Below are 21326 nucleotides of genomic sequence, written 5' to 3' on the forward strand. Positions count from 1 at the left end.
CCGTGAGGCCTTTTGTGGTCACCCCCGCTGACTCCAGTGCCTCTACTCCCGCGGTCGCCATTGCGCCCCCGAGCCGCGCCCTGCTCGGTTGGCGCAATGCCGTATTCGCGGCGTTCTTCGTGTCGGGCCTCGGCCTCGCCAGCTGGATGTCTCGGGTTCCCGCCGTGCGCGACGGGCTCGCCCTCGATACCGCCCGGGTCGGCCTACTCATCTTCGGACTCTCCACCGGCTCGGTCATCGGTCTGTTGATCGCCGCGGGCCTGCTCAATCGCCTCGGTGCCCGCCGGGCCATGCTGCTCAGCGTCTCGCTGTCGGCCTCCGGGCTCGTGCTCATGGGCGTCGGTGTCAGCGTCGTGCCCTCGGCCCCGTTCGTGTTCGCGGCCCTCGCCGTGTTTGGAATCGGCATGGGATCGCTCGACGTCATGATGAATGTCGAGGGCGCCGCAGCAGAACGTGCCATCGGCCGCACGCTGATGCCGCTCATGCACGCCTGCTTCAGCCTCGGCACGGTGGTCGGCGCGCTGGGCGGCGCCGTTGCATCCGCTTGGCAGGTCTCAGTGTTCTGGCACCTCTTGTTCATGGCCGTGCTGATTTTGGGCACGATCGTCGTTGCCGTGCAATTTCTTCCGTCGGTCGTCGAGAACACCGCAGTGGATGCCCTACAGCTCACCTGGCGCGACCGCCTGCGTGACAGTCTCGCCGTCTGGCGCGACCGTAAACTGCTTCTGATCGGCCTGATCGTGCTTGGCATGACCTTTGCCGAGGGCTCAGCCAACGACTGGCTCGCCCTCGCCTCGGTCGATGGCCACGGCTTCAGCAACACCGACGGCGCGATCGTTTTCGGCGTCTTCGTAGCCGCCATGACCGTGGGCCGCGTGATCGGCGGACCGGTGCTCGATCGGTTCGGCCGAGTTCTGGTGCTACGCGCCTGCACCGTTGTGGGCATTGCGGGGCTCGTGTTGTTCATCCTCGCGCCGAACACCCAGCTCATCTTCGTCGGCACCGTGCTCTGGGGCCTCGGCGCCTCGCTCGGATTTCCGGTGGGCATGTCGGCGGCCGCCGACGACACCAAGAACGCGGCCGCCCGGGTCAGCGCCGTGGCCATCATCGGCTACTTCGCTTTTTTGGTCGGGCCGCCCGTACTCGGACTGCTCGGCGAAGCCTGGGGCATTCTCAACGCGCTATACCTGGTTTTGGTCCTGATGATACTGGCCGGGCTGGCGGCCCCGGCGGCGCGGCCAGCGGCATCCGTCATCATTTAACCCGGTGTCCCCCAAAATGCCGACTATTTTCGCCGAATGAAAGCAGACAACCTCGTAGTCAGGTGAGCGTCTACTTTGAGTTCACCTTAAGTCTCCTCAAGGAGATGCCTGAGGTTAGAGCCGTCCCATTTGGCTTGCCACAGGTGCATACCAAACGCGAACACGATCATGTCTGCACGCGCAGCCATGTCAAGTTGGAGGTAGGAATGCGCAAGATTACGAAGACACTTTTGGGTGGCTCAGCCGTACTCGCCACTCTTTTGGCCGGGGTCGGAATGGCCCAGGCATCCGGTGACACGCCCACGTCGATTGAGAGAAATGGGAGCACCTTCTACGCAGAAGACCAGATTGACTCGGTCTGGCAGCAAGTTGTTCAGGATTACCCTGAAAAATTGCCGGCAGGTATCGACTTCCCCGCACTTGCCCCGGCGTTCTTCCACCCAGTCGAAGAGGGCGACCATCTCTTCGAAGAAGGCCTCACCGAGCTAATCGCAGCTCGTTACTGGCGCTGTGCCTGGCTTGATGATTCGATCCAATCGAGTGATCAGCGCAGCATCGCCGGGCAGGCCAATGCTTCCGCAGCGCTTGAAAAATACTCGACACTTCCCGAGGTCAGCGCAGCAGTAGACGTCCCGACCTACCTCGAACAGATAGGAACACACGCCGCGGCCAGTGGAGAAGACATCGCGGCAGCGGAATTCCGACTCGATTGCGGTATCTACGTAGAGACTGAGGCAACGAAATGACGACAACGCCCAATGCTGCACGCTTGAGTCGCACCAGAAGATTGAAAATCGCCGGAATCATGATTGTCGCAGCGTTTGCTTGGGGTGCGTCTGCACAAGCCGCCCAGGCGACGATCGTTGAAATCAGCGGTTGGCAGTCAATGAACGAGGTGGTGCACTACCAAACTCCGCGAACAAATTCATACACACCGGCCCACACCTCGTTCCAGACGATCAGCCCCGGAAACGGCGGAGGCAGTCTTACCCTTGGTCTACGCAATTCCAGCGGCACCCAATTTGCTCGCGCGGTCGGTCAAATGAATTATCCCGTGCCGTTCAGGGGCCCCGATGGAAGCACCGTGACCCAAGGCGGCACGTTCTATATCAACGCCTCGATGTCGGGCATGTGCGGGGGGGACGGCTGCGGAGTTTCGCAATGGCGTGCCAGCCTCGACTTCAACAATCGGGCTATTTACTGACCTGACCTGACGTCTAATGCGGCCCGCAGCCGGGTACGCGCTCGGGGCCTTTTCCCTGCGCGACGGGTCCGGCTGCCGGGCCGCTTCACGACCACCGTAGTTGATGGAGCTGCCAGCTAATCCACGATTGAGGACGAGAGCCACTCATGCAATACCGTGCCCACAAACCGCGTCGATCACGCCAGATCGTGGCGTGCTTTATCAGCGTGCTGATTTGCGCCGGAACTATCTCCAGCGCGAACGCCACCACAGCGACTGCGTCTAGTGACGCCCCGCCGAGCGACGCGCTGCCCGTTGACGAGCTCGCACCCGGCGCTCCCGAGATTCCGGTCGAGGAGCGCAGCGAGCTGCTAGGCGAGGAGTGGGAACACAGCACGGACACACTGGTGGCCAGCGTCGGCGACGGATTCGCATTCCGAGTGCTGACAGCGCGGGAAGATGACGGCTACTCGTGGAACACACTCGCCGCACTTTCCGTCTCGGGAGTGGAAACCGATCGGTGGATCGGAAACCATTGCCTCACCGGCGACGGTGAAACGATCGCTGTGGTGTACGCCCCGAGAACATTTACGAATGATGAAGGTTTATTCAACAGGGGCGCGTTCGCTGCCCTCGTCGATGTAGAAACGGGCGCGGTAACCGATCTCGGCAGCGGTTTCAGTCTGGCGCACTTCAATCCGGGCTGTGGAGCCGGCGACGAAGTGGTCCTGACCGCCTATGCCGGTGAAAGCGCTCAGACTCGCATCACCACTCTGCAGGCCTCGGTACCGGATGTGCGAGCGGTTGTCACACTAAAGACCCAGCTCACCTCCCCCACATTCCACGGGGCCGATGTTATCGGTGCGATCGGCGGGGGCATCGTGCGAGTAGAGGCGGACGCAAGCCTTACGCGGATCGCGGCGGCCAAGGGTGTGCCGTACAGTCTCAACGTGGATGCCGACGGCGGGCTGGCATTTATGGAAGCAGACGGCGAGTCGGCGAGCGTGAAATATATCGACATCGTTGACAGGTTGGCATTGAAGCCGCCGACCGGCAGCACCCTGGCAACGGGTGGCATTACCGCGATAAATCTCACTCGCGACGGTGCGGGACAGACCTATGTAACGGGAGATGCCAGCGTGCCCGACAAACTGCTGGTGCCAGCGCGGGTGACTTTCACCAGCGCACCCGTCGGGTCCGTCGCTTCTTCACAGGGCCATGCTGCGCTCGGCGCCGTGATGTCGGTGGCTGGGCCGAGCAACGATGCTCCGGCGAATCCCGTATCACTCTCCGCTCGAATTCTTCACTCCAATAGGGACGTGACCTTTACCATCAGCCCTAACGACCTCCTGGCGGGTCGAGGGATGGTTCAGTTTGACGCGTCCGGGACCGCCCCCGCTCGCATGACAGCTCAGGCAGCATCTGTCGGATCGGCGTCGAACCCGGTCGAGGCGGAGCGATCTTGCGCGGTGCCCCGCAACGATCCGAGCAGCCAGGCCACGCAACCGAAACCGAGGCAGATCGAGTGGGCCGTAAACCAGGCCGTCTCCGGCAACCTCACCGTTGTGCGCGAGGAAAACTGGAAGAACCTGGGAATGCCCGAATATTCCCCGCAGGGGCTTTTCCCGAAACCGACTCTCGTGGGTGGCGGTGAAATCCCGTCTCAGATCATGCTGGGCATCATGGCCCAAGAGTCCAACCTTTGGCAGGCCTCTCGCTACACGACTCCCGGCGTAGCAGGAAACCCGCTCATCGGTAACTTCTATGGCAACGATCGCAACGCGGGGGAAGACAGCTTCTGGGACGTAGATTTCGGCGAAGCTGACTGCGGCTACGGCGTTGCCCAAGTCACAGACGGAATGCGACTCGCTGGCCACGAAAAGGACGGCGAAACAGCGCTTCCGTATAACGAACAGCGAGCGATAGCGCTCGACTTCGCCGCCAACACCGCCAAAGGGCTGCAGATGCTCGGTGAGAAATGGAACCAGACCAAGCTCGCCGGCCTGACCATCAATGATGGCAGTGCCAAGTACCTGGAGAACTGGTTCTTCGCCGTCTGGGCATACAACTCAGGTTTCTACCCCGACGGCGGTGATGGAACGCCCTGGGGAGTCGGATGGCTGAACAATCCGGCTAATCCCATGTACGAACAATCCCGAACGCCGTTTCTCGACGGTGACTCGTCACATGCGGCCAATCCTCAGCGCTGGCCCTACCCGGAGAAGGTACTCGGCTTTGCCGCTCACTCACTCGTATTGTTTGAGGATGCGACGACCCTGGTCTCTGGTTTCCGCGTCGGGTGGTGGCTGGACAATGACGGCGAGAACGGCGAACTGAATCGCTGGACCATCAAGCCGCCGCGCAACCTCTTTTGCGACGAGAGCAACGCTTGCTCCCCCGGGGCGGAACAGCAATCGATGTACGAGGACGAGGAACCGGGACCCTGCCTGCATCGGGCACCAAATGGAGACTACGACCTTGAGTGCTGGTTTAACAGCAATGCGACGTGGAAATATGACTGCCTAAATGAATGCGGTCGCAGTTTCGACCGTTTCCCGATTGGTTATGCCTATCAGGAGGATGCCGACAGTTTCCCTCCGCGCTGCGGAACCAATGACTTGGGATTTGACACTCTTATGGTCGACAATCTGCCCAATGCCCAACGCTCAACGCGCGAGAACTGCGTCGGCATCATCGGCAGTAACGGATCATTCGCCTTCGATTTTGCCCAAGCACCCGACGGACAGTATCCCTCAAAGATGGACCTGCACCAGCTCGCCGCCGGACTCAATGGGCACTTCTACTTCAGTCATTCACGGTCAGTAGGAGAGGGCGGCAACCTTCACGCCGGCAAACTTGCGGTAACGGGAACGTGGACCCTGGATCGGCCGCTTACCCAATGGACGCGCGTATTGGTGCAAATGCCTGACCACGGCGCTTGGACGCAGCAGGCAGCATACACGGTGAACTTTGGAGACGGAAATAGTTCTCAGCGAGTGGTGGCCCAACGCCATTACGAAAATAAGTGGATATCTCTGGGTGTATTTCCGATGAATGGAACGCCGTCGGTCTCGCTGTCCAACGTCACTCAGGACGGCGACGGGGTCGATGATATCGCCTGGGATGCAGTGGCTTTCGAACCGCTCGACAGCAAGCCGGACGATTTCGTCGTTGCCCTCGGGGATTCCTACTCTTCAGGCGAAGGCGCGTCTGAACCCGACGGATCCAACTATTATTTGGAATCGGATCACCATGGAACAAAGACTGTCGATGGAGAAGACTCGCGGTTTCGAAACGCCTGTCATCGTTCGACCGAAGCTTGGTCATTGAAAGCGTCGCTGCCCGGTAACAGCCAATCTATCGGCGAAGACTTCAACTCCAGAGCAAGCGACCTCGACTACCATCTGCTCGCTTGTTCGGGAGCAGAAGCCATGAATCTCCTCCCGTTCTCTACAGCCACTGAAACCAAGCCAACCGATTATGCCGGTAACGAAGGAAGGGGTCAGTTTGGTGAGGTGAGTCAGTTGGATCGCGGTTTCGTTGACGAGAACACGACGCTCGTCACACTGTCGATTGGCGGGAATGACGCCCGATTTGGTGAGGTACTCAAGGCCTGCATGACAGCCCGGTGGACCAATCGAGACTGCGGAGCCATGGAATTGGAGTATGACGGTGGCGTTTTCATCAAGCAAGCGACGATGAATCGGGTCGCAGTTGATGTCCCTGCATCGGTACAAACAGTGCTGAAGCAGATTCGGGCCAAGGCGCCGACAGCCGTTGTGCTGCTTATGGGCTATCCGCAGATTTTTGAGACCGGTGCGGATTGCGTTCAGATTCATGATGAGGAGATGGATTGGCTCAATGGCATCTCGGATCAGCTCAACGACGCACTGAGGGACTCAGCCTTGGCTCAATCAACCGTCGATGCGCCCGTCGTTTTCGGTGATCCAACAGCAGCATTCTCCGGTCACAATCTCTGCACGGAAAACTCGGCGATCAACGGACTTCAATTCGAGCTCACACCGGGCGACAAGCCGATGATCACTATTCCGGTGCCTGGGCCGAACTTCGGCCTCGGCGTTTCCATGCAATCCGTGCACCCGAACAAATTTGGAACTGACCTCTATGCCAGGGTCATGGAATCGACTTTGACTGGAGTGTACCCTTGATTCTCTGGGGCCGACTATGGGGTGTTTCCACGGCGATTGTGGGGGCAAGTCTCCTGACGGGATGCGTCCAGTTTGCCACCAGCGCCCGCTCGCTGGCGGTCGCCGAGGTCGAATCGATGCTTCCCTACGCGGAATCGTACTTTGGAGAAGTTCTCGCAAGTTTCGTCGACCGGGACGAAGCTCTAGCGGCGATTCGAGCGAACGAAACAGAGTTTCGAACGGCCCTGCTCACAGCCAAAACGCGCGACGACGTTTTGCGCAGTGACTTCGACCGAACCGGGGTGGCTCTGTACGCCACCGGAGCTGACGGGGATCAGCTGTACACGGAAGTGCTGGTTTCCGGTCGGGGAGCGACCTCAGACTGGACCGGGCAGGACTACGAAATCGCCTACCTCTGCGTGCGCCAGCTCGGCACACCGGCACACCCCGAGAATGCTGCGATCGAACAGGTTACCTGCCCGGAGCACCTCATCACGATCACCTTCCCGGGCTCACGTTCCAGAGACGTTTCACTGGATGAGGTGCGCAGCAAATGAGGCCTCCACGCACTTTACTCATGGTCACTGCGCTGGCGGCGACCCTGGCATTGACGGCGTGCGGCCCGTCGTCCACGCCTGAACCCAGCCCGGCCGAAGCGGCCACTACCCAAGCTGGTCCAACGACGTCGACGCCCGTACCAGAACCAATCGTTGATTCCGGTCCCATCCAAGGCGCCATGGGAACAACTGAAACAAATGTCAGTGGCATACTGCGTTACACCGTGGTCGAGGGCGATGTGGGCGGTCTGGTCTGCCAGCGCTTCGGAAGAGCGTACTGGCAGCTGGAATCGGACCTGACCAGCGGTGGATTCAGCTGTAACTCCGTCATCTACCTCGGCGAGATCCTGACTCCCACGAACGACGTGAGGCCGTAAGCTCGACCAGTGCGCCTTGTAATTGCGAAATGCTCCGTTGACTATGCCGGGCGCCTCAGTGCGCATCTGCCGCTGGCTATCCGCCTGCTGATGATCAAGTCCGACGGCAGTGTGCTCGTGCACTCCGACGGCGGCTCATACAAGCCGCTCAACTGGATGAGCCCGCCCTGCTCCGTCACCATTTCCGAACCCGGCAGTGATCAAGCGGATGCCGGCATCACCGCCCTCTGGACGGTCACCCACGCCAAGACCGCCGACCAGCTCGTGGTCAGCGTCTACGAGGTGCAGCACGACTCCGCGCACGAACTCGGCATCGACCCCGGCCTGATCAAGGACGGCGCCGAGTCACACCTGCAGAAGTTACTGGCCGAGCACATCCATCTGCTCGGTGACGGGTTCACCTTTGTGCGCCGCGAATACATGACGGCGATCGGGCCGGTCGATATCCTCGCGCAGGACGCGAGCGGCCGGTCGGTCGCGGTAGAACTGAAGCGCAACGGTGACATCGACGGCGTTGAGCAGCTCACGCGCTACCTCGAACTCATGAACCGTGACCCGCATCTGGCGCCGGTCAGCGGGGTTTTCGCCGCGCAAACGATCAAGCCGCAGGCTCGCAAGCTCGCCGAAGATCGCGGCATCCGCTGCCTGTTGCTCGACTACGACGCCATGCGCGGACTCGACGATACGGCCTCGAAGCTCTTCTAACTCGCCGTATCGCGCAGGCCGACGACCACTAACCGGGCAAAAGCTGAGAAAAAATGGGTAAATGGGGGAAGTCTGTCTGGATCGCCTAGGCTGGTGCGAGTGAATCCCACTCTGACGCGCACCTGGAGCGCCATCCTCTTCGACCTCGACGGAACCATCACCGATTCCGCCCCGGCCATCACCAGCTCTTTGGCCCGCACCTTCACGTTGCTCGGCCGCCCCGTTCCCTCGGCTTCCGAACTGCTCGCCTATGTCGGCCCGCCCATGCTCGACGCTTTTCAGGAATACGCGGGCATGACCCCCGACGAGGCTCACGAGGCCATCGCGGTCTACCGGGCCGAGTACCACGGTGCCGCAGCTCTCGATACCGCGGTTTATCCCGGCATCGCTGGCCTGCTCGAGCGCATCCACGCAGCGGGCATTCCTCTAGCCCTGGCCACCAGCAAGCCGGAACTGAGTGCGATCGCCATCCTCACGCACTTCGACCTCGCGAAGTACTTCACGGCAACGGTCGGTGCCTCCGCTGACGAGACCCGCAGCCACAAGGCCGACATCGTCGCCGAGGCCCTGGCGCGCCTCGGCGCAACCGGCGTCGACACCAGCGGCGCCGTCATGGTCGGTGACCGCAGCTACGATGCCATCGGTGCCCAAGCCAACGGTATTCCCGCCATTTTGGTGGAGTGGGGCTACGGCTCCCCCGCCGAAGCCGCCGCAGCGACCGCCGTCGTGCACTCGACCGATCAGCTCGGTCGCTTGCTGCTCGGCTGAGACCTGGCGGCCCGAGAGGCGGGCCGGGCATCCGCTCTATCGGCAATTTCGGATCGGCTACTTGCGACCGTGATTGTCCAGGGGGCAGTACCCCGTGAGTCGGGGTCCAGACCGAGTGGTCGCAGCAGCCGCGCCAAGACGAGCGCGATGCAACCGCGATGATCTTGTCGAGAAGCGACAGCATCAGGTTCGCAAAAAACACAGCGGCCCAGAGTCCCTCACCGGTGGAGACCAGCGTCGAAACCACCGAGTCGCTGGCGTGGCCGGCAGCCCCGCCGAAGACCAACACGTTGATCGGCACGGCAACCAGCGAGCACGAGATCACGACCGCGACATTTAGAAGCAGAAATCGGACCGGACCACGGTTGCCGCTGAATCGACGGTAGCCATAGCCCCATACGAGCGCCCCGAGCAGATTTGTCAGCACCCCGACGAGCACAGCATGCCACGGGCCCAGAACGATAGCCGCGATGGCCGTTCCGATCATGCCCGACCAAACCGGGAGTTGGAACTTGTCGACAACACCGTCCCCGAACAGGTTGACGCCCACGCAGCCACTGAGCAGCGCGACGACGAGCGCAGTCGTCAGAGCCCGGCGATCAGAGGTGTGCGGGCTGACCGGCAAGACGGGCGGGGCGACCGACGCATCCGGCTCGTCGTGGGCGCGCGAGCCGGGCCTCGAGGAACCGCCGTCGCCACACCTCCGCCGTCGCGTCATCCGCGCCGAGGGCACGGACGATCTCTGCAACGAGCTCGGCATTGATCCGCCGACGACCGGTGCCAAATGCATCGAAAACCGACGACCGGGCTACCCTGGCCGCAGCGGGGCTCATCCCCTGCACCACACGACGCCGAGCAATACGCGCCGCAATCTCCGCGTACGACACATCACCCACCGCCATGCGAAGCCGTTGGAGGTCATCGACCAGCCCATCGAGCGTTGCCGTCGAATTCGCGGCGCGCGCCAACTCCGATTTCATGGTCCCCCTGCCATTTCCTCCGAGTTCCCCGGATTCTCGTGGAGTCCAGAGTATCGGCCCGGCGGGGTGGCACAGCGCGAGCATGACCGGCGAGCAGTACCTCCGGTGGTCGGGCAGGCTCAGCCGCCCATCGCTGCTGCTGCCTCGCCCTCCCGGAACATCGTCGGCGGCTCATAGCCGTTGTAGTACCAGATGCGGTCGAACGCCGGGTTGTCGAGCGTTGGCTGATTCTGGGCTATGAACGGCGCTGTCGGCACCCCCGCCGGGCAGAAGGCGAGAACGCTCCCCGCGCTGCCGTATTCCGGCAGGCTGGCCATCCCGAGAAAACAACCGTCGATCTCACCCTTAGAAGTGATTTCCTCCCCGTACACATTCGTCGGGAGGGTGATCGAATAGGAGCAGTCAGACGCTGAGATCATTCCGCACCAGACACCGTCAATGTCCTCCCACGTTGCCAGTTGGAGAATGATATCGACATACCAGGCATCGTCGGTACGTTCGCCCGCATAGTCGATATTCCAGAGGGCGAGAGTGGCCACATCGAGCCATTTCAATGCGTGAAGTACCGTGCGCAAGACCTTCACTCCCTTTTTTTTGAAGAATTGCTGCACTGCAGGTGGTAGATCCTCGCGTGCGCTCGCTTCCGTGGTGAATGCGTCAAGGTTCTTCTGGAAGCCCTCGTCGTCGACCGCTTTGATGCAGGCGAGCACCCAGCCGATAGCGGCTGCTGCATCCTCCGTGTCCAGTAGTTCGCCAGGGTCACAGTCCCGCAACGCGAGCACCACGCCCATGAACCCAACGGCCTGGCCCTCGATGGAGTCGAAGGCCATCTTGTACACGAGCGAGAGCGCCACCTGTTGCGCATCGGGCTTACCGAACAACACGAGGTGCGCTCCGTCGGGCACAGCGCGCACGTCCTCCTCCGCCACGCTGAAACTCAGCTCGGTGGTGCCGATGAGAAACTCTCGTGGATCAAGAAACGACGGAGTTAGGTTGGTATCGGCGAGGAGTCCCGCGAGTGCGTCGACATCCGCTGTGGCGATGCCTTCCAGTTGAGACCACTGCATGTTCTTCGGCGTTACACCCGCGGCGAATTCGACGGTGAAGCCGTACGCGCGGTTCGCGACTGCCTTGATCTGGATGAGGGATTTGTCATCCGGGTCGACACCGGCGCACCGCAGTACTGATTCGCCGCTCTTCGGCCGGCCTACCAGAAACGAGATCACTTCATCCTGAGCCCAGGACGGCAGCTCTCCCGTACACTCCGGTGCGCCTGCCTGGGTCCCGAGGAGCAGACCGGCGTTGCGGTAGAGCCATCCGTCCCCCTCGCCGTCCCACCACGTAGCAGCGTCGTCGATCACGTCGCCGGTCTGCTCGAGCACGGTCACCACCCCGGCAAGGGTTCCGTCCGTGCCGCTGACGACGAAGGTCCAGGTGGAGAGGTGGCTAACCATCGCAGACGCATCGCGACCATCCATTTCGGTCGCCACCGACGCCCAGACCCCAAGCTCGGCGTCGAAGTAGGCGAATGATCCGGCAGCTCCCTCCGGGAGTGCGGCAGGAAGGGTGAGCCGCAGCTGAACGCCGTCGTCGGAGAGTGGGCCGTTCGCGGTAATTTCCGACGGCCGAAGCATGAGGTACGCGCCAGCAACCGGTAGGGCCGCCGCGGCGTCAATGGCCACGGCGGATTGCTCGTCGTCTGCGGCCGATGGCGCATCCTCGATCGTGAGCGCGACACCCGCGCCCGTCGCCTGAATCTCCGACTGCGCGGTATCGGAGTACGGCACGCAGCCGGACAGCATGAGAACGACGACGAGCACGAAGGCGGGGATGACGCTGCCGAGGGTGCAGTGACGGGCCATGTGGGTCCTTCTCGATAGAGGCAATTACTGATTCAGACGGTAACAGCGCACCCAACGCTCCGGAGGAACTCCGCCCAGACTCGGACATTCCCGCACAGCCGATCGCGCCCCTGGGCGTCCACGATTGTCCGAGTTCTCGACAAAAGTCGTTTCGCTGGGTGCGGCGTCCGTAGCGTGGCTTTCTGTCGGAGCTGCGACAACCCCTCGATTGAACGGAGAACGCTGTGCGCATGCGCAATGCTCGGAGACCCCTGTCGTTTGCCATGATTGCCGCGCTGATCGTGGTCGGGCTCACCGGATGCGGGGCGGCCGGCACCCCGACGACTGTGCTTGCACACTACGTCCAGGCGCTCAATGACGGGGATTACGAAGCTGCCCTCGCCCTCGTCGCAGAACCCGGTGACGTCGTTTCCGCATCGATCACTGCACTCGGCGAGGTCTCGATCCCTGAGCCACTGCAGATCAGCGAGGACTTCGCACCGGAGGTGAGCGCCGGTTCCATCAATTTCCGCATCGGCGACGACCAGGGGCCGACTTCCTTCGTCCAAGTGGATGGCTCCTGGAAGCTGGAAAAGCCACTGTTTTTCACTCCGGTTCCCTTCGATAACAAGTCGCTCAGCGCGCTGGGAATCACCCTCACCGCGTCGAGCGGTTCGAAGGTGGCGACTGACGGCTACCTTCTGATCACCGAGGCGGGCACACACAAGTTCTCTGGCGCCTATCCAGGCAATGACATCTTCGAGCCGGGGACCGAGCAGTACTCCTTCACCTTCGAGAATGCCGGTAACCCTGGCGTTTTCAAGCTCGACGGCTCAGACGCTGTTCGGGACACGCCCGTGTTCACTGAAGCCTTCCGCTCCGACACCAGCGCTGTCGTAGAAGACACTGCGGTGAAGTACGACTTCACAGACTTCGGCTACAGCGTGGGGTTCTTTCGCAAAAATGCCAACCTCGGCGTCTTCGAAGTAACGTTTGGTGGCGTCGACGCAGCCACCTGTGTCGGTGGTCGGTGGGACCTTGCAGACGACCTCCTCGAACTCGGCAGCTGCACACCCGATTCGGCGACCCTCACCTTTACGACCGATTGGAACCAGGAAGGCCTGTCCTGGCCGGATGCGCCGGCAGACTCACTGTGGAACGGCCAGTTCCCGGCTGGCACCACGTTCACCTATCCCGATGTTGCCGAGCTCGTCCGTGCCCGAGGCTCATCAGTTCAAGTCAGTCTCGACATCGATGCCGGCACGTTGACGAGCGTTGACAGTCACAGCACTGGTCACCGGGGCACACACCTGCTCGTGCTCCCCGCCCAGTGAGAGCTTAGGTCCACAAGAACAGCGTTTAGGAGTCGAAGCCGAGCCCCAGCGCGTCAAGGGTCTTGAGCAGGGAATTACGTTTTCCCCGGTTGTGGTCGGCGCGGCCCAGCGCCCACCGGGTGGCCTGGATTCCAGCGGATGCGATCGGCTCCGGCGGAAACGAAAGCGGACGGCCCCGCACCATGGCCAGTTCAGTGCGTTCTGTGGTGCGGTCGGCCAGCTGGTCCAGAATGACTTTGGCCGCGAAGTGGGTGGCCCCCACGCCGAGGCCGGTGAATCCGGCCGCGTAGCTGATGCGTCCTTGGCGTGCTTGGCCGAAGAAGGCGCAAAACTGGGTCGAGGTGTCGATGGCACCGGCCCATTTGTGGCTGAATCGCACGCCGACCAGTTGCGGAAACGTCGTGAAGAAGTGACTCGCGAGCTTTTCGAAGCTTTCAGGTCGGTTCTCGTAGGAACTGCGCACCCGTCCGCCATAGTGATAAACGGCGTCGTAGCCGCCGAACAGAATGCGGTTGTCGGCGCTCAGCCGGTAGTAATGAAACTGGTTGGCCAGGTCACTGAGGCCCTGCCGATGCTGCCAGCCGATCGAGGCGAGTTTGCTCGCATCGAGCGGTTCGGTCATGAGCACGTAGTCGTAGACCGGCACGGTCGCGAGCTTGTTGCGCTTGAGCAGCGACGGGAAAACGTTCGTGGCGAGCACTGTCTTCTGGGCGGTCACGGTGCCGCCCGCTGTTACGATTCTGGTGCCCTGCGCCGGCGTGCGCCCTGCGGTGTCGAGAGCCTGTACGAGCGAGTGCTCGAAAATCTCAATCCCGAGATTGCTGGCCACGCGCGCCAGTTCGGCGGCCAGCTTGCCCGGATGCACGAGGGCGTTGCTACGGCGGTGCCAGACCCCCGCGAGGTAGGTCGGTGAAGCCACCTCGGCCTGCAGTGCCGCCGCATCGAGAAAGACGGTGTTGTCGTCGGTGTTTTCCTCGCGCAGCCACTGAACCTGGTGCTCCTCGACGGCCAGGTCGATGGCCCCGGTGCGCTCGAAATCGCAGTCGAGGCCGAGGCTCGCCACGGCGTGCTCTATCTCGTCGAGATTTTCCTGGCCGAGCTCCGTCAGCCGGTCGATCTCCTCTGGCCAACGGCGGCGCCCGTTCTCGTCGCCGTGGGTGAGACTCGCCTCGCAGAAACCGCCATTGCGTCCAGATGCTGCCCAGCCCACCGTGCGCGCCTCCAGCAGCACTACTCGCGCCGCCGGATTCCGCTGCTTTGCGAGCACCGCGCTCCACAGGCCCAGGTAGCCGCCCCCGACGATAGCGAGGTCGCAGTTGAGGTTGCCCGAGAGGCGGGGATAGTTCGCGCGCGCGGCGAGGTCGTCGAGCCAAAAGGAGCTCTGCCGGGTACCGACGAGCGCATCGGCCACCACGGATGCTGCGGGCCGGGCTCGGTCGAAAATTGTGCTGCTCATGCGTGGTGGCTCGTCATGGTGTCGTCCTCTCCTCCGGACCGGGCCCGGGCCTGGTCCTCGGGCCCAGTTTATAGACTGGGCCCATGGACGGGGCCAGGGCCTCGTCCGGTTTTGCGGGAGAGGTCGGGCATCCGCTTAACGCAGCAGTGCCGCCCCGCAGAAGCGGGACGGCACCAGATTAATCGCTGGGACTAGATGATCGCGGCGCGCAGGGCGGCAGCGGCAGCGGCCGGGTCCTCGGCGCCGTAGATTGCTCCGCCGGCAACGGCGACCGTTGCTCCGGCGCGCTGCACGGAAGAGATGGTCGACAGGTTCACGCCGCCCGCGAGGGAGAAGGGAACCTTGGCGGTCTCGCCCTGGTTGAGCAGCGTTGCGAGCGAGAAGCCGGGCTCGGCCTGCTCGTCGAGACCAGCGTGCATCTCCACGAACTGAGCGCCGAGCGCGGTGACCTCGCGGGCGCGGGTGACCTTGTCGGCGACGCCGATAAGGTCGACAACAATGCCCTTGCCGTGCTTGGTTGCGGCAGCGACGGCTCCGATGATGGTGCTGTCACCGGCCGTGCCGAGCACGGTCACGAGGTCGGCGCCGGCGGCGAAGGCGATGTCGGCTTCGAGCTCGCCGGCATCCATGGTCTTGAGGTCGGCGAAGACGATCTTGTCGGGGTGCGCGGCCTTGATCGCGGTGACGGCGCGCAGGCCCTCTGCCTTGATCAGCGGGGTGCCGAGTTCGATGATGTCAACGTGCGGGGCAACCTGCGCGGCCAGCGTGAGCGCGGCTTCGGTGGTCAATACGTCCATTGCTACTTGGAGCTTCATGGGATTCTGCTTTCTGTTAGTGATGAAGAGTGGAAAGTTCTTGTGGGGGGTACGCGCCCTATTCGAGGTTGGCGTGACGCGGCCAAAGCTGTTCAGCCGTGGCCCCGCTCACCTGCCAGAGCGTGTGAAACAGGGCATCGCCAACGAGCAGCACGGCCTGCTCGAACAGACCGCCCGAATACTGGGCCGACACTTGTCCGGCATGGTCCTGCTTGGTCGCAGCCGGAATGACCACGGTCACCGCAGCAAGCCGCCCTAGCGGCGACTCGGGAGCCGTAGTGAGCGCGAGTATGTTCGCGCCCACACTGTGAGCCGTTTCGGCGGCTCGCACAATGGCGCCCGTCGTTCCGGAGCCACTCGCAACCAGCAGTAGATCGCCCGAGGCGATCGCTGGGCTGGTCACCTCGCCGACAACGTGCACGTCGAGTCCGAGATGCATCAGCCGCATAGCGGTCATCTTCAGAGCTAGGCCGGAGCGGCCGGCACCCAGCACGAAAATTCGAGGCGCCGCAGCGAGCACGGTGACGGCCTCGTCGAGCGATGAAGCGGATGCAGACCGCAGCGCGTCGACGACGTGGCTGTTCTCAGCGAAAATGAGCCCGAGGGCGTCCGCTGCAGTTGGGGTGGTTGTCGTTTCGGTCATAGGTTAATACTCCACTCCTTCGAGCGGGAGTGCTGCCCGCCAAAAGGTTGGTTTAACTACCCAAACGGATGGCTATGAGTGGGCATCGCGGATGGTCCGGGTAGGGTAGACCTATGACGATCTTCGCAACCTCCCCTGAGCCCGGCACTCGCCCTGCCAGTTCCACCGCGCAGACCGCGCGCAGCGCGGCGGCCGAACGCTCCAGACTCATCGCCGACCTGACCGACGCGCACGCGACCACGCTGGAAACCCTGCTCGCAGTGCTGCGCTCGGGTAGCACGAGTGACACGGCCGCCCGCCAGAAAGCCACCGAGCTGGCCGCCGCTGCGATGGTCGCGCTGCGCGCGGTGAGTGACCTGGATCGCAGCCTCACCGAGGAACCCGTCGCTCAGGCCTTCGAACGGCTGCGCGACGATCTGCGCCCGCTCGTGCGTTTCGGTGACCTCGACGTGCAGTTTATCGAGCCACCGGTGAATGGGCGCGCCCTGCCCGGTGAGGTCGCTCACGAAGCCCGCGCCATCGTGCGCGGCGCCGTGCTCGCCCTGGTTGAGCAGACCGGGGTCGCCCGGGTGCGCGTGCAATGGGACTGCGACGGCAGCAACCTGCTCATTCGCATTCGCGACGACGGACCGGGCGACCTCGACGCGGAGGTTCCCAGCGTGCGCCAGCTCGCCGCCCGCGTCGTCGCTCTCAGCGGCACCCTGGGCGTCGAGGCGACCGCCGGCTGGGGGTCCGAGATGGCGGTGTCACTGCCACTCGACGCGCCCACGGCATCCGTTTCTGCCGCTGCGGCCTGGGGGCTCAGCCCACGCGAACGTGGCGTGCTCGAGCTCGTGGCGTCGGGCGCACGCAATAAGGCGATCGCCGAGGCGCTGACCATCAGCGAGAACACCGTGAAGTTTCACGTGGCCAATCTGCTGCGCAAGGTGGGCGCCTCGACCCGCGCCGAGTTGGCAGCCCTCGCCCGCTGACCGCTAGGGTGAAGGGGTCAGAAGACACACACCACCACGGGAGCGCGCACCAGCGAGCTGAGAGGACGGCCAGGGCCGTCGACCGTTGAACCTGTCCGGGTAATGCCGGCGTAGGAAGTTCGATTACATGCGCACAATTGACGAATCAACCATCTCCCAAACCGTCACGACCGGCCCGATCCAGGGCAGCAGTAAACGCTACGAACCGGTGCCACACTGGCCAGGGCTTCACATTCCGATTCGTCGGGTGAACCTCAGCAACGGCGAGCACTTCGACCTGTATGACACTTCGGGCCCGTACACCGACGACTCGGCCACCATTGATCTCGAGGAGGGCCTGCCGCGGGAGCGGGCCGGGTGGGAGCATCCGCTGCCCGTCGACGGCGCTGCGACCCAGCTGGTCTGGGCTCGGGCCGGTATCGTCACTCCGGAAATGGCCTACATCGCCGCCCGCGAGGGCGTCTCCGTCGAGCTCGTGCGCGACGAAGTGGCGCGCGGCCGGGCAGTCATTCCGGCCAACCATAAGCATCCCGAAAGCGAACCGATGATCATCGGTAAGGCCTTCACCGTGAAAATCAACGCCAACATCGGCAACTCCGCCGTGACCTCATCGATCGCCGAGGAGGTCGAGAAAATGGTCTGGGCCGCCCGCTGGGGAGCAGACACCCTGATGGACCTCTCGACCGGCAAGGACATCCACCTCACCCGGGAGTGGATCATGCGCAACTCGCCCATTCCGGTGGGCACCGTTCCGCTCTATCAGGCCGTCGAAAAAGTCAACGGTGACCCGGCACTGCTCACCTGGGAGATTTACCGCGACACCGTGATTGAGCAGTGCGAGCAGGGTGTCGACTATATGACCGTGCACGCCGGCGTGTTGCTGCGCTACGTGCCGCTCGCCGCCAACCGGGTCACCGGAATCGTCTCGCGCGGTGGATCGATCATGGCCGCCTGGTGCCTCGCTCACCATCAGGAGAGCTTTCTGTACACCCACTTCGTGGAGTTGTGCGAGATTCTGCGCCGCTACGACGTGACCTTCTCGCTCGGCGACGGCCTGCGGCCCGGATCCATCGCCGATGCCAACGACGAGGCCCAGTTCGCCGAGTTGCGCACCCTGGGCGAGCTGACGAAGGTCGCAAAATCGTACGGCGTGCAGGTAATGATCGAGGGCCCCGGCCACGTGCCGATGCACAAAATCGTCGAAAATGTGCGCCTGGAAGAAGAACTCTGCGAGGAGGCACCGTTCTACACGCTCGGCCCGCTCGCCACCGATATTGCGCCAGCCTACGACCACATCACGAGTGCGATCGGCGCGGCCATCATCGCCCAGGCCGGCACCGCGATGCTCTGCTACGTCACCCCCAAGGAACACCTCGGGCTCCCCAACCGCGACGATGTGAAGACCGGCGTGATCACCTACAAGATCGCCGCCCATTCCGCCGACCTGGCCAAGCAGCATCCGCGTGCGCAGGAGCGCGACAACGCGCTCAGTCGCGCCCGGTTCGAGTTTCGCTGGACAGACCAATTCGCGCTCTCGCTGGACCCAGACACCGCCCAGAGCTTTCATGACGAGACGCTTCCTGCCGGGCCAGCCAAAGCCGCCCACTTCTGCAGTATGTGCGGTCCTAAGTTTTGTTCCATGCGCATTTCAGCGGATGTACGGGTCTACGCCGAAGAAAACGGCCTCACCAGCCTCGAGGCTATTGAGGCCGGCATGGCCGAGAAATCTGCCGAGTTCACCCGACTGGGCAGCTCGGTCTACCTGCCGCTGCGTGTGCTCGGGACAGACGAGCACTGATTCTGGTTCACCCCGACGACGCCGTGCGGCACGGTGAAAGTACCCGGCAGACGCAGCCGCACCGCACCGCACCCTGATCTAGCGTCGCCGCAGGATCCTGATCCTGCTGGCCGTCGCCTGGCTTGTGATGGCAGCGTTGGCCTGTGTGCTGCTTCTCACCGGCACGAAGCCGAGCACCGCGTTCGGCGACACAGCCGCCACACCGGGCGGGCTGGCCCGCATCAGCGCGGTCATCCCGCTCAAATTCGACGGTTGGGTGCCACCGAGCGCAGCAGACTGTCTGGACAGCCCGGTGCAGCCCGGAGCTCACCGCGTGCGCATTCTGCTCGAGCTCACAGCAGTGGATGCCGCTGGCCTCTCTTTCGACGCCGAATCCGTTCCGGCCACCCTGGTTTTCGAAGTCCCGAATCAGGCCATCCCCCTCGTGCTGGACGGCCCACAGGAGGGCGCGTTTATCTCTGGGAACCGGGCACCACGTCGCGCCGTGAAAATATCCCCGAAATTGGGGGTAAGTGCCTACCTCACACGCGGCTACCCCCGCCCATCGGCAAGCGGGCACCATGAGTGCATTCCAACAATGGAGGTCGTCATGACAACCGGATTCGACACACGAGTACAGCCGACCGCGACAACCATGGCCCACCTGAACGTGCACGTCTTTGGAAACCTCAGCGTTCGACGGGGGTCGACCGTACTGCACGCCCATCAATTGGGCGGACCCAAACCACGACAGATTTTCGAGATTCTGCTTGTGAACCTCGGGCTGCCAGTTTCCAAGGACCGACTGATTGAACTGCTCTGGGGCGCCAATGCTCCGGTCGAGGCGCTGCCCACCCTCGAAAGCTACGTGAGTGTTCTCCGTCGGCATCTGCAGCCGGGTGCGGGAAAATTCGGGCCGCTGCAAACCACGACTGGCGGCTACGTATTGGACCGTGACCTGGTCGACGTCGACCTAGACCAGTTCGACGTTCTGTTACAGCGAGCGCAGAAGACCCTTCCCGGCCTCGCTTACCCTTTGTTGCTGCGGGCTCTGGATCTCGCCGCCGCGCCACTGCTCGGCGACGAGCTCATTCCGGCCTGGGCATCAGAAGCCCGCGACCTGCACGCCGCGCGCCTCACCAGCGCCCGCATTCTCGCCTCGGAAACCGCCGCAGCCCTGCACCGCATTGATGACGCTCTCGATTTCGCGAATCTCGCCCTGACCGACGAGCCGCTGAACGAGCGGGCCTGGACGGCCCTCATCCTCAGCCTGGAGATGAGCGGGCGTCACGCCGAGGGGCTTCAGGCCTATGACCGGTGTCGCCGGGCGATGCAGAATGAGTTGGGCTGCGCTCCCGGCGCGATTTTGCGCGCCGCCCAGCTGCGATTATTGCATGCCACAGCTGACGGGGACGGCGACCTGGCCGACGTACTGTCCGCCCTGCTCACGTTGCACGATCAACTCCGAGCGTCACGCGCCAGAGGCACGGTCTCGCGCCTTGCCACCACTACTCACCCTCGACCAGAGCTGGTCGCGGATTCCCTCCGGGAGGCCACTGATGTTGTCACGTCATTTCTGCGACGCGCCGTCGCTCACGTCTGAGCTGGACGAATCTGCGCCCGCCGCCCTACCACATGGGGGGGCAAAGAGACAGGACTCGACAAAAACTGAGCTTTTATTGATACTAGAGGCGCCAATCGGAAAAGCACGGCGTCCTCCGACGGCACCGAGGCTCACGAACGGGCAGAGAGGTCTCCGCACATGACCGCGCAGGTGTCCCCGATCGAACCCAGCGTGCAGGGGACTACCGCGACCGCCTCCCTAACTGGTTCCGCAGCCGTGGGTAAGACGGTCCTGGGACAAATCCGCATACTCATCGTCGATGACCACACGACCTTCGCCGAACTGCTCATGGGTTCTCTCAATCGTGAACCGGACCTGTGCAGCGTGGGTTCGGTTAACAGCGTGGCCAGCGGCATCGCCGCCTGTTTGGAGCTGCTCCCCGACGTCGTCGTCATGGACTACCACCTGCCCGACGGCAGTGGCCTCGTCGCGGCCACCGCGATCCTCGCCCGCGCGCCTCATACCCGCATTGTCATCCTCACGGGCGACCCTGCTCTCGAGGCCCTTGAGCAGGCCGCCGCAATCGGGGTGTGCGCGTTCCTGCCCAAGGACGGATCGCTCGCAACGGTGCTCGATACCCTGAGGCACGCGCGCATCGGCGGTTTCATTGTGCATCCGTCCCTCGTCAGCCTGTTGAGCGCCCGACGGCGGCAGCGCAGCGAAGAGATCCCCTTTCCCGATCTCACGAAGCGTGAGCTCGCTGTGCTCCGCCTTATGGGCGAAGGCTCCGATGTGCGGGCCAACGCCAAAGTTCTCGGAATTTCCGAGAACACCTGCCGCGGCTACGTCAAAGCGATCCTTGGCAAGCTCGGAGCACACTCACAATTGGAGGCCGTCGTCATCGCCACTCGACTGGGCTTGGTTCCCCCGCAGCATGTCTAATCC

18 protein-coding genes and 1 riboswitch are annotated in these 21326 nt (G+C 63.0%); of the genes, 13 read left to right on the forward strand and 5 right to left on the reverse strand.

Annotated elements, in window-relative coordinates:
- The first annotated feature begins 14 nt into the window (after positions 1–14).
- From E3T51_RS04090 to E3T51_RS04125, 8 genes are all read left to right on the forward strand, one after another.
- A complete protein-coding gene (locus tag E3T51_RS04090; protein WP_241989167.1) occupies positions 15–1262 on the forward strand; it encodes an MFS transporter in 1248 nt (415 codons plus the stop codon).
- Positions 1263–1468: 206 nt separating this feature from the next.
- A complete protein-coding gene (locus E3T51_RS04095; protein WP_166806376.1) occupies positions 1469–2008 on the forward strand; it encodes a hypothetical protein in 540 nt (179 codons plus the stop codon).
- Positions 2005–2466, forward strand: a complete 462-nt coding sequence (locus tag E3T51_RS04100; protein WP_134527854.1) for a hypothetical protein — start codon at positions 2005–2007, stop codon at positions 2464–2466. Before E3T51_RS04095 ends, E3T51_RS04100 begins: the two co-directional genes overlap by 4 nt.
- 146 nt (positions 2467–2612) lie before the next feature.
- A complete protein-coding gene (locus E3T51_RS04105) occupies positions 2613–6614 on the forward strand; it encodes a GDSL-type esterase/lipase family protein (RefSeq protein WP_134527857.1) in 4002 nt (1333 codons plus the stop codon).
- A 38-nt stretch (positions 6615–6652) separates the two neighbouring features.
- Entirely contained in the window at positions 6653–7150 is a 498-nt protein-coding gene (locus tag E3T51_RS04110) for a hypothetical protein (RefSeq protein ID WP_166806377.1), read from the forward strand.
- Positions 7147–7527, forward strand: a complete 381-nt coding sequence (locus E3T51_RS04115) for a hypothetical protein (RefSeq protein WP_166806378.1) — start codon at positions 7147–7149, stop codon at positions 7525–7527. Before E3T51_RS04110 ends, E3T51_RS04115 begins: the two co-directional genes overlap by 4 nt.
- Before the next feature lie 9 nt (positions 7528–7536).
- The gene (nucS, locus tag E3T51_RS04120; protein WP_134527866.1) at positions 7537–8232 is read left to right on the forward strand and encodes an endonuclease NucS; all 696 of its coding nucleotides are present in this window, start codon (positions 7537–7539) and stop codon (positions 8230–8232) included.
- Between the two features lie 99 nt (positions 8233–8331).
- A complete protein-coding gene (locus E3T51_RS04125) occupies positions 8332–9000 on the forward strand; it encodes an HAD hydrolase-like protein (protein WP_241989168.1) in 669 nt (222 codons plus the stop codon).
- A 599-nt stretch (positions 9001–9599) separates the two neighbouring features.
- On the opposite strand, the gene E3T51_RS04130 is transcribed toward E3T51_RS04125, so the two are convergent.
- Together E3T51_RS04130 and E3T51_RS04135 are read right to left on the reverse strand one after the other, a co-directional pair.
- Complete coding sequence (locus E3T51_RS04130) at positions 9600–9980, reverse strand: hypothetical protein (protein WP_134527869.1); 381 nt, start codon at positions 9978–9980, stop codon at positions 9600–9602.
- Between the two features lie 119 nt (positions 9981–10099).
- Positions 10100–11842, reverse strand: coding sequence for a hypothetical protein (locus E3T51_RS04135; protein ID WP_134527872.1), 1743 nt, complete (start codon positions 11840–11842; stop codon positions 10100–10102).
- A gap of 230 nt (positions 11843–12072) precedes the next feature.
- Here E3T51_RS04135 and E3T51_RS04140 point away from each other — a divergent pair, with 230 nt between their 5' ends.
- On the forward strand, positions 12073–13155 hold the full coding sequence (locus E3T51_RS04140; RefSeq protein WP_134527875.1) for a hypothetical protein: 1083 nt from the start codon (positions 12073–12075) through the stop codon (positions 13153–13155).
- A 25-nt stretch (positions 13156–13180) separates the two neighbouring features.
- Here E3T51_RS04140 and E3T51_RS04145 read toward each other — a convergent pair whose 3' ends face one another.
- The 3 genes from E3T51_RS04145 to hxlB form a co-directional block, all read right to left on the reverse strand.
- On the reverse strand, positions 13181–14611 hold the full coding sequence (locus tag E3T51_RS04145; RefSeq protein ID WP_134527878.1) for an NAD(P)/FAD-dependent oxidoreductase: 1431 nt from the start codon (positions 14609–14611) through the stop codon (positions 13181–13183).
- Between the two features lie 191 nt (positions 14612–14802).
- A complete protein-coding gene (gene hxlA / locus E3T51_RS04150) occupies positions 14803–15426 on the reverse strand; it encodes a 3-hexulose-6-phosphate synthase (RefSeq protein ID WP_104191384.1) in 624 nt (207 codons plus the stop codon).
- A gap of 58 nt (positions 15427–15484) precedes the next feature.
- Positions 15485–16069, reverse strand: a complete 585-nt coding sequence (gene hxlB / locus E3T51_RS04155; protein WP_134527881.1) for a 6-phospho-3-hexuloisomerase — start codon at positions 16067–16069, stop codon at positions 15485–15487.
- Between the two features lie 113 nt (positions 16070–16182).
- Here hxlB and E3T51_RS04160 point away from each other — a divergent pair, with 113 nt between their 5' ends.
- From E3T51_RS04160 to E3T51_RS04175, 4 genes are all read left to right on the forward strand, one after another.
- Positions 16183–17040 (forward strand): LuxR C-terminal-related transcriptional regulator, encoded by an 858-nt coding sequence (locus E3T51_RS04160; RefSeq protein ID WP_134527884.1) that lies wholly within the window; start codon positions 16183–16185, stop codon positions 17038–17040.
- A gap of 26 nt (positions 17041–17066) precedes the next feature.
- Positions 17067–17174: riboswitch (TPP riboswitch) on the forward strand.
- The gene (gene thiC / locus E3T51_RS04165) at positions 17168–18838 is read left to right on the forward strand and encodes a phosphomethylpyrimidine synthase ThiC (RefSeq protein WP_134527887.1); all 1671 of its coding nucleotides are present in this window, start codon (positions 17168–17170) and stop codon (positions 18836–18838) included. It overlaps the preceding riboswitch by 7 nt.
- Positions 18839–18983: 145 nt before the next feature.
- Positions 18984–20420 (forward strand): AfsR/SARP family transcriptional regulator, encoded by a 1437-nt coding sequence (locus tag E3T51_RS04170; protein ID WP_241989169.1) that lies wholly within the window; start codon positions 18984–18986, stop codon positions 20418–20420.
- Positions 20421–20579: 159 nt separating this feature from the next.
- Positions 20580–21323, forward strand: a complete 744-nt coding sequence (locus E3T51_RS04175; protein WP_134527890.1) for a response regulator transcription factor — start codon at positions 20580–20582, stop codon at positions 21321–21323.
- Positions 21324–21326: the final 3 nt, after the last annotated feature.

Origin of the sequence: Cryobacterium serini (assembly GCF_004404025.1) — a bacterium.
GTDB lineage: Bacteria > Actinomycetota > Actinomycetes > Actinomycetales > Microbacteriaceae > Cryobacterium > Cryobacterium serini.

Excerpts from the sequence above, each read along its gene's own strand:
- E3T51_RS04095 (WP_166806376.1), top strand. The coding sequence starts at position 1,469 with ATGCGCAAGATTACGAAGACACTTTTGGGTGGCTCAGCCGTACTCGCC.
- E3T51_RS04100 (WP_134527854.1), top strand. The coding sequence starts at position 2,005 with ATGACGACAACGCCCAATGCTGCACGCTTGAGTCGCACCAGAAGATTG.
- E3T51_RS04105 (WP_134527857.1), top strand. The coding sequence starts at position 2,613 with ATGCAATACCGTGCCCACAAACCGCGTCGATCACGCCAGATCGTGGCG.
- E3T51_RS04115 (WP_166806378.1), top strand. The coding sequence starts at position 7,147 with ATGAGGCCTCCACGCACTTTACTCATGGTCACTGCGCTGGCGGCGACC.
- E3T51_RS04130 (WP_134527869.1), bottom strand. The coding sequence starts at position 9,980 with ATGAAATCGGAGTTGGCGCGCGCCGCGAATTCGACGGCAACGCTCGAT.
- E3T51_RS04135 (WP_134527872.1), bottom strand. The coding sequence starts at position 11,842 with ATGGCCCGTCACTGCACCCTCGGCAGCGTCATCCCCGCCTTCGTGCTC.
- E3T51_RS04140 (WP_134527875.1), top strand. The coding sequence starts at position 12,073 with ATGCGCAATGCTCGGAGACCCCTGTCGTTTGCCATGATTGCCGCGCTG.
- E3T51_RS04145 (WP_134527878.1), bottom strand. The coding sequence starts at position 14,611 with ATGAGCAGCACAATTTTCGACCGAGCCCGGCCCGCAGCATCCGTGGTG.
- hxlA (WP_104191384.1), bottom strand. The coding sequence starts at position 15,426 with ATGAAGCTCCAAGTAGCAATGGACGTATTGACCACCGAAGCCGCGCTC.
- hxlB (WP_134527881.1), bottom strand. The coding sequence starts at position 16,069 with ATGACCGAAACGACAACCACCCCAACTGCAGCGGACGCCCTCGGGCTC.
- E3T51_RS04160 (WP_134527884.1), top strand. The coding sequence starts at position 16,183 with ATGACGATCTTCGCAACCTCCCCTGAGCCCGGCACTCGCCCTGCCAGT.
- thiC (WP_134527887.1), top strand. The coding sequence starts at position 17,168 with ATGCGCACAATTGACGAATCAACCATCTCCCAAACCGTCACGACCGGC.
- E3T51_RS04175 (WP_134527890.1), top strand. The coding sequence starts at position 20,580 with ATGACCGCGCAGGTGTCCCCGATCGAACCCAGCGTGCAGGGGACTACC.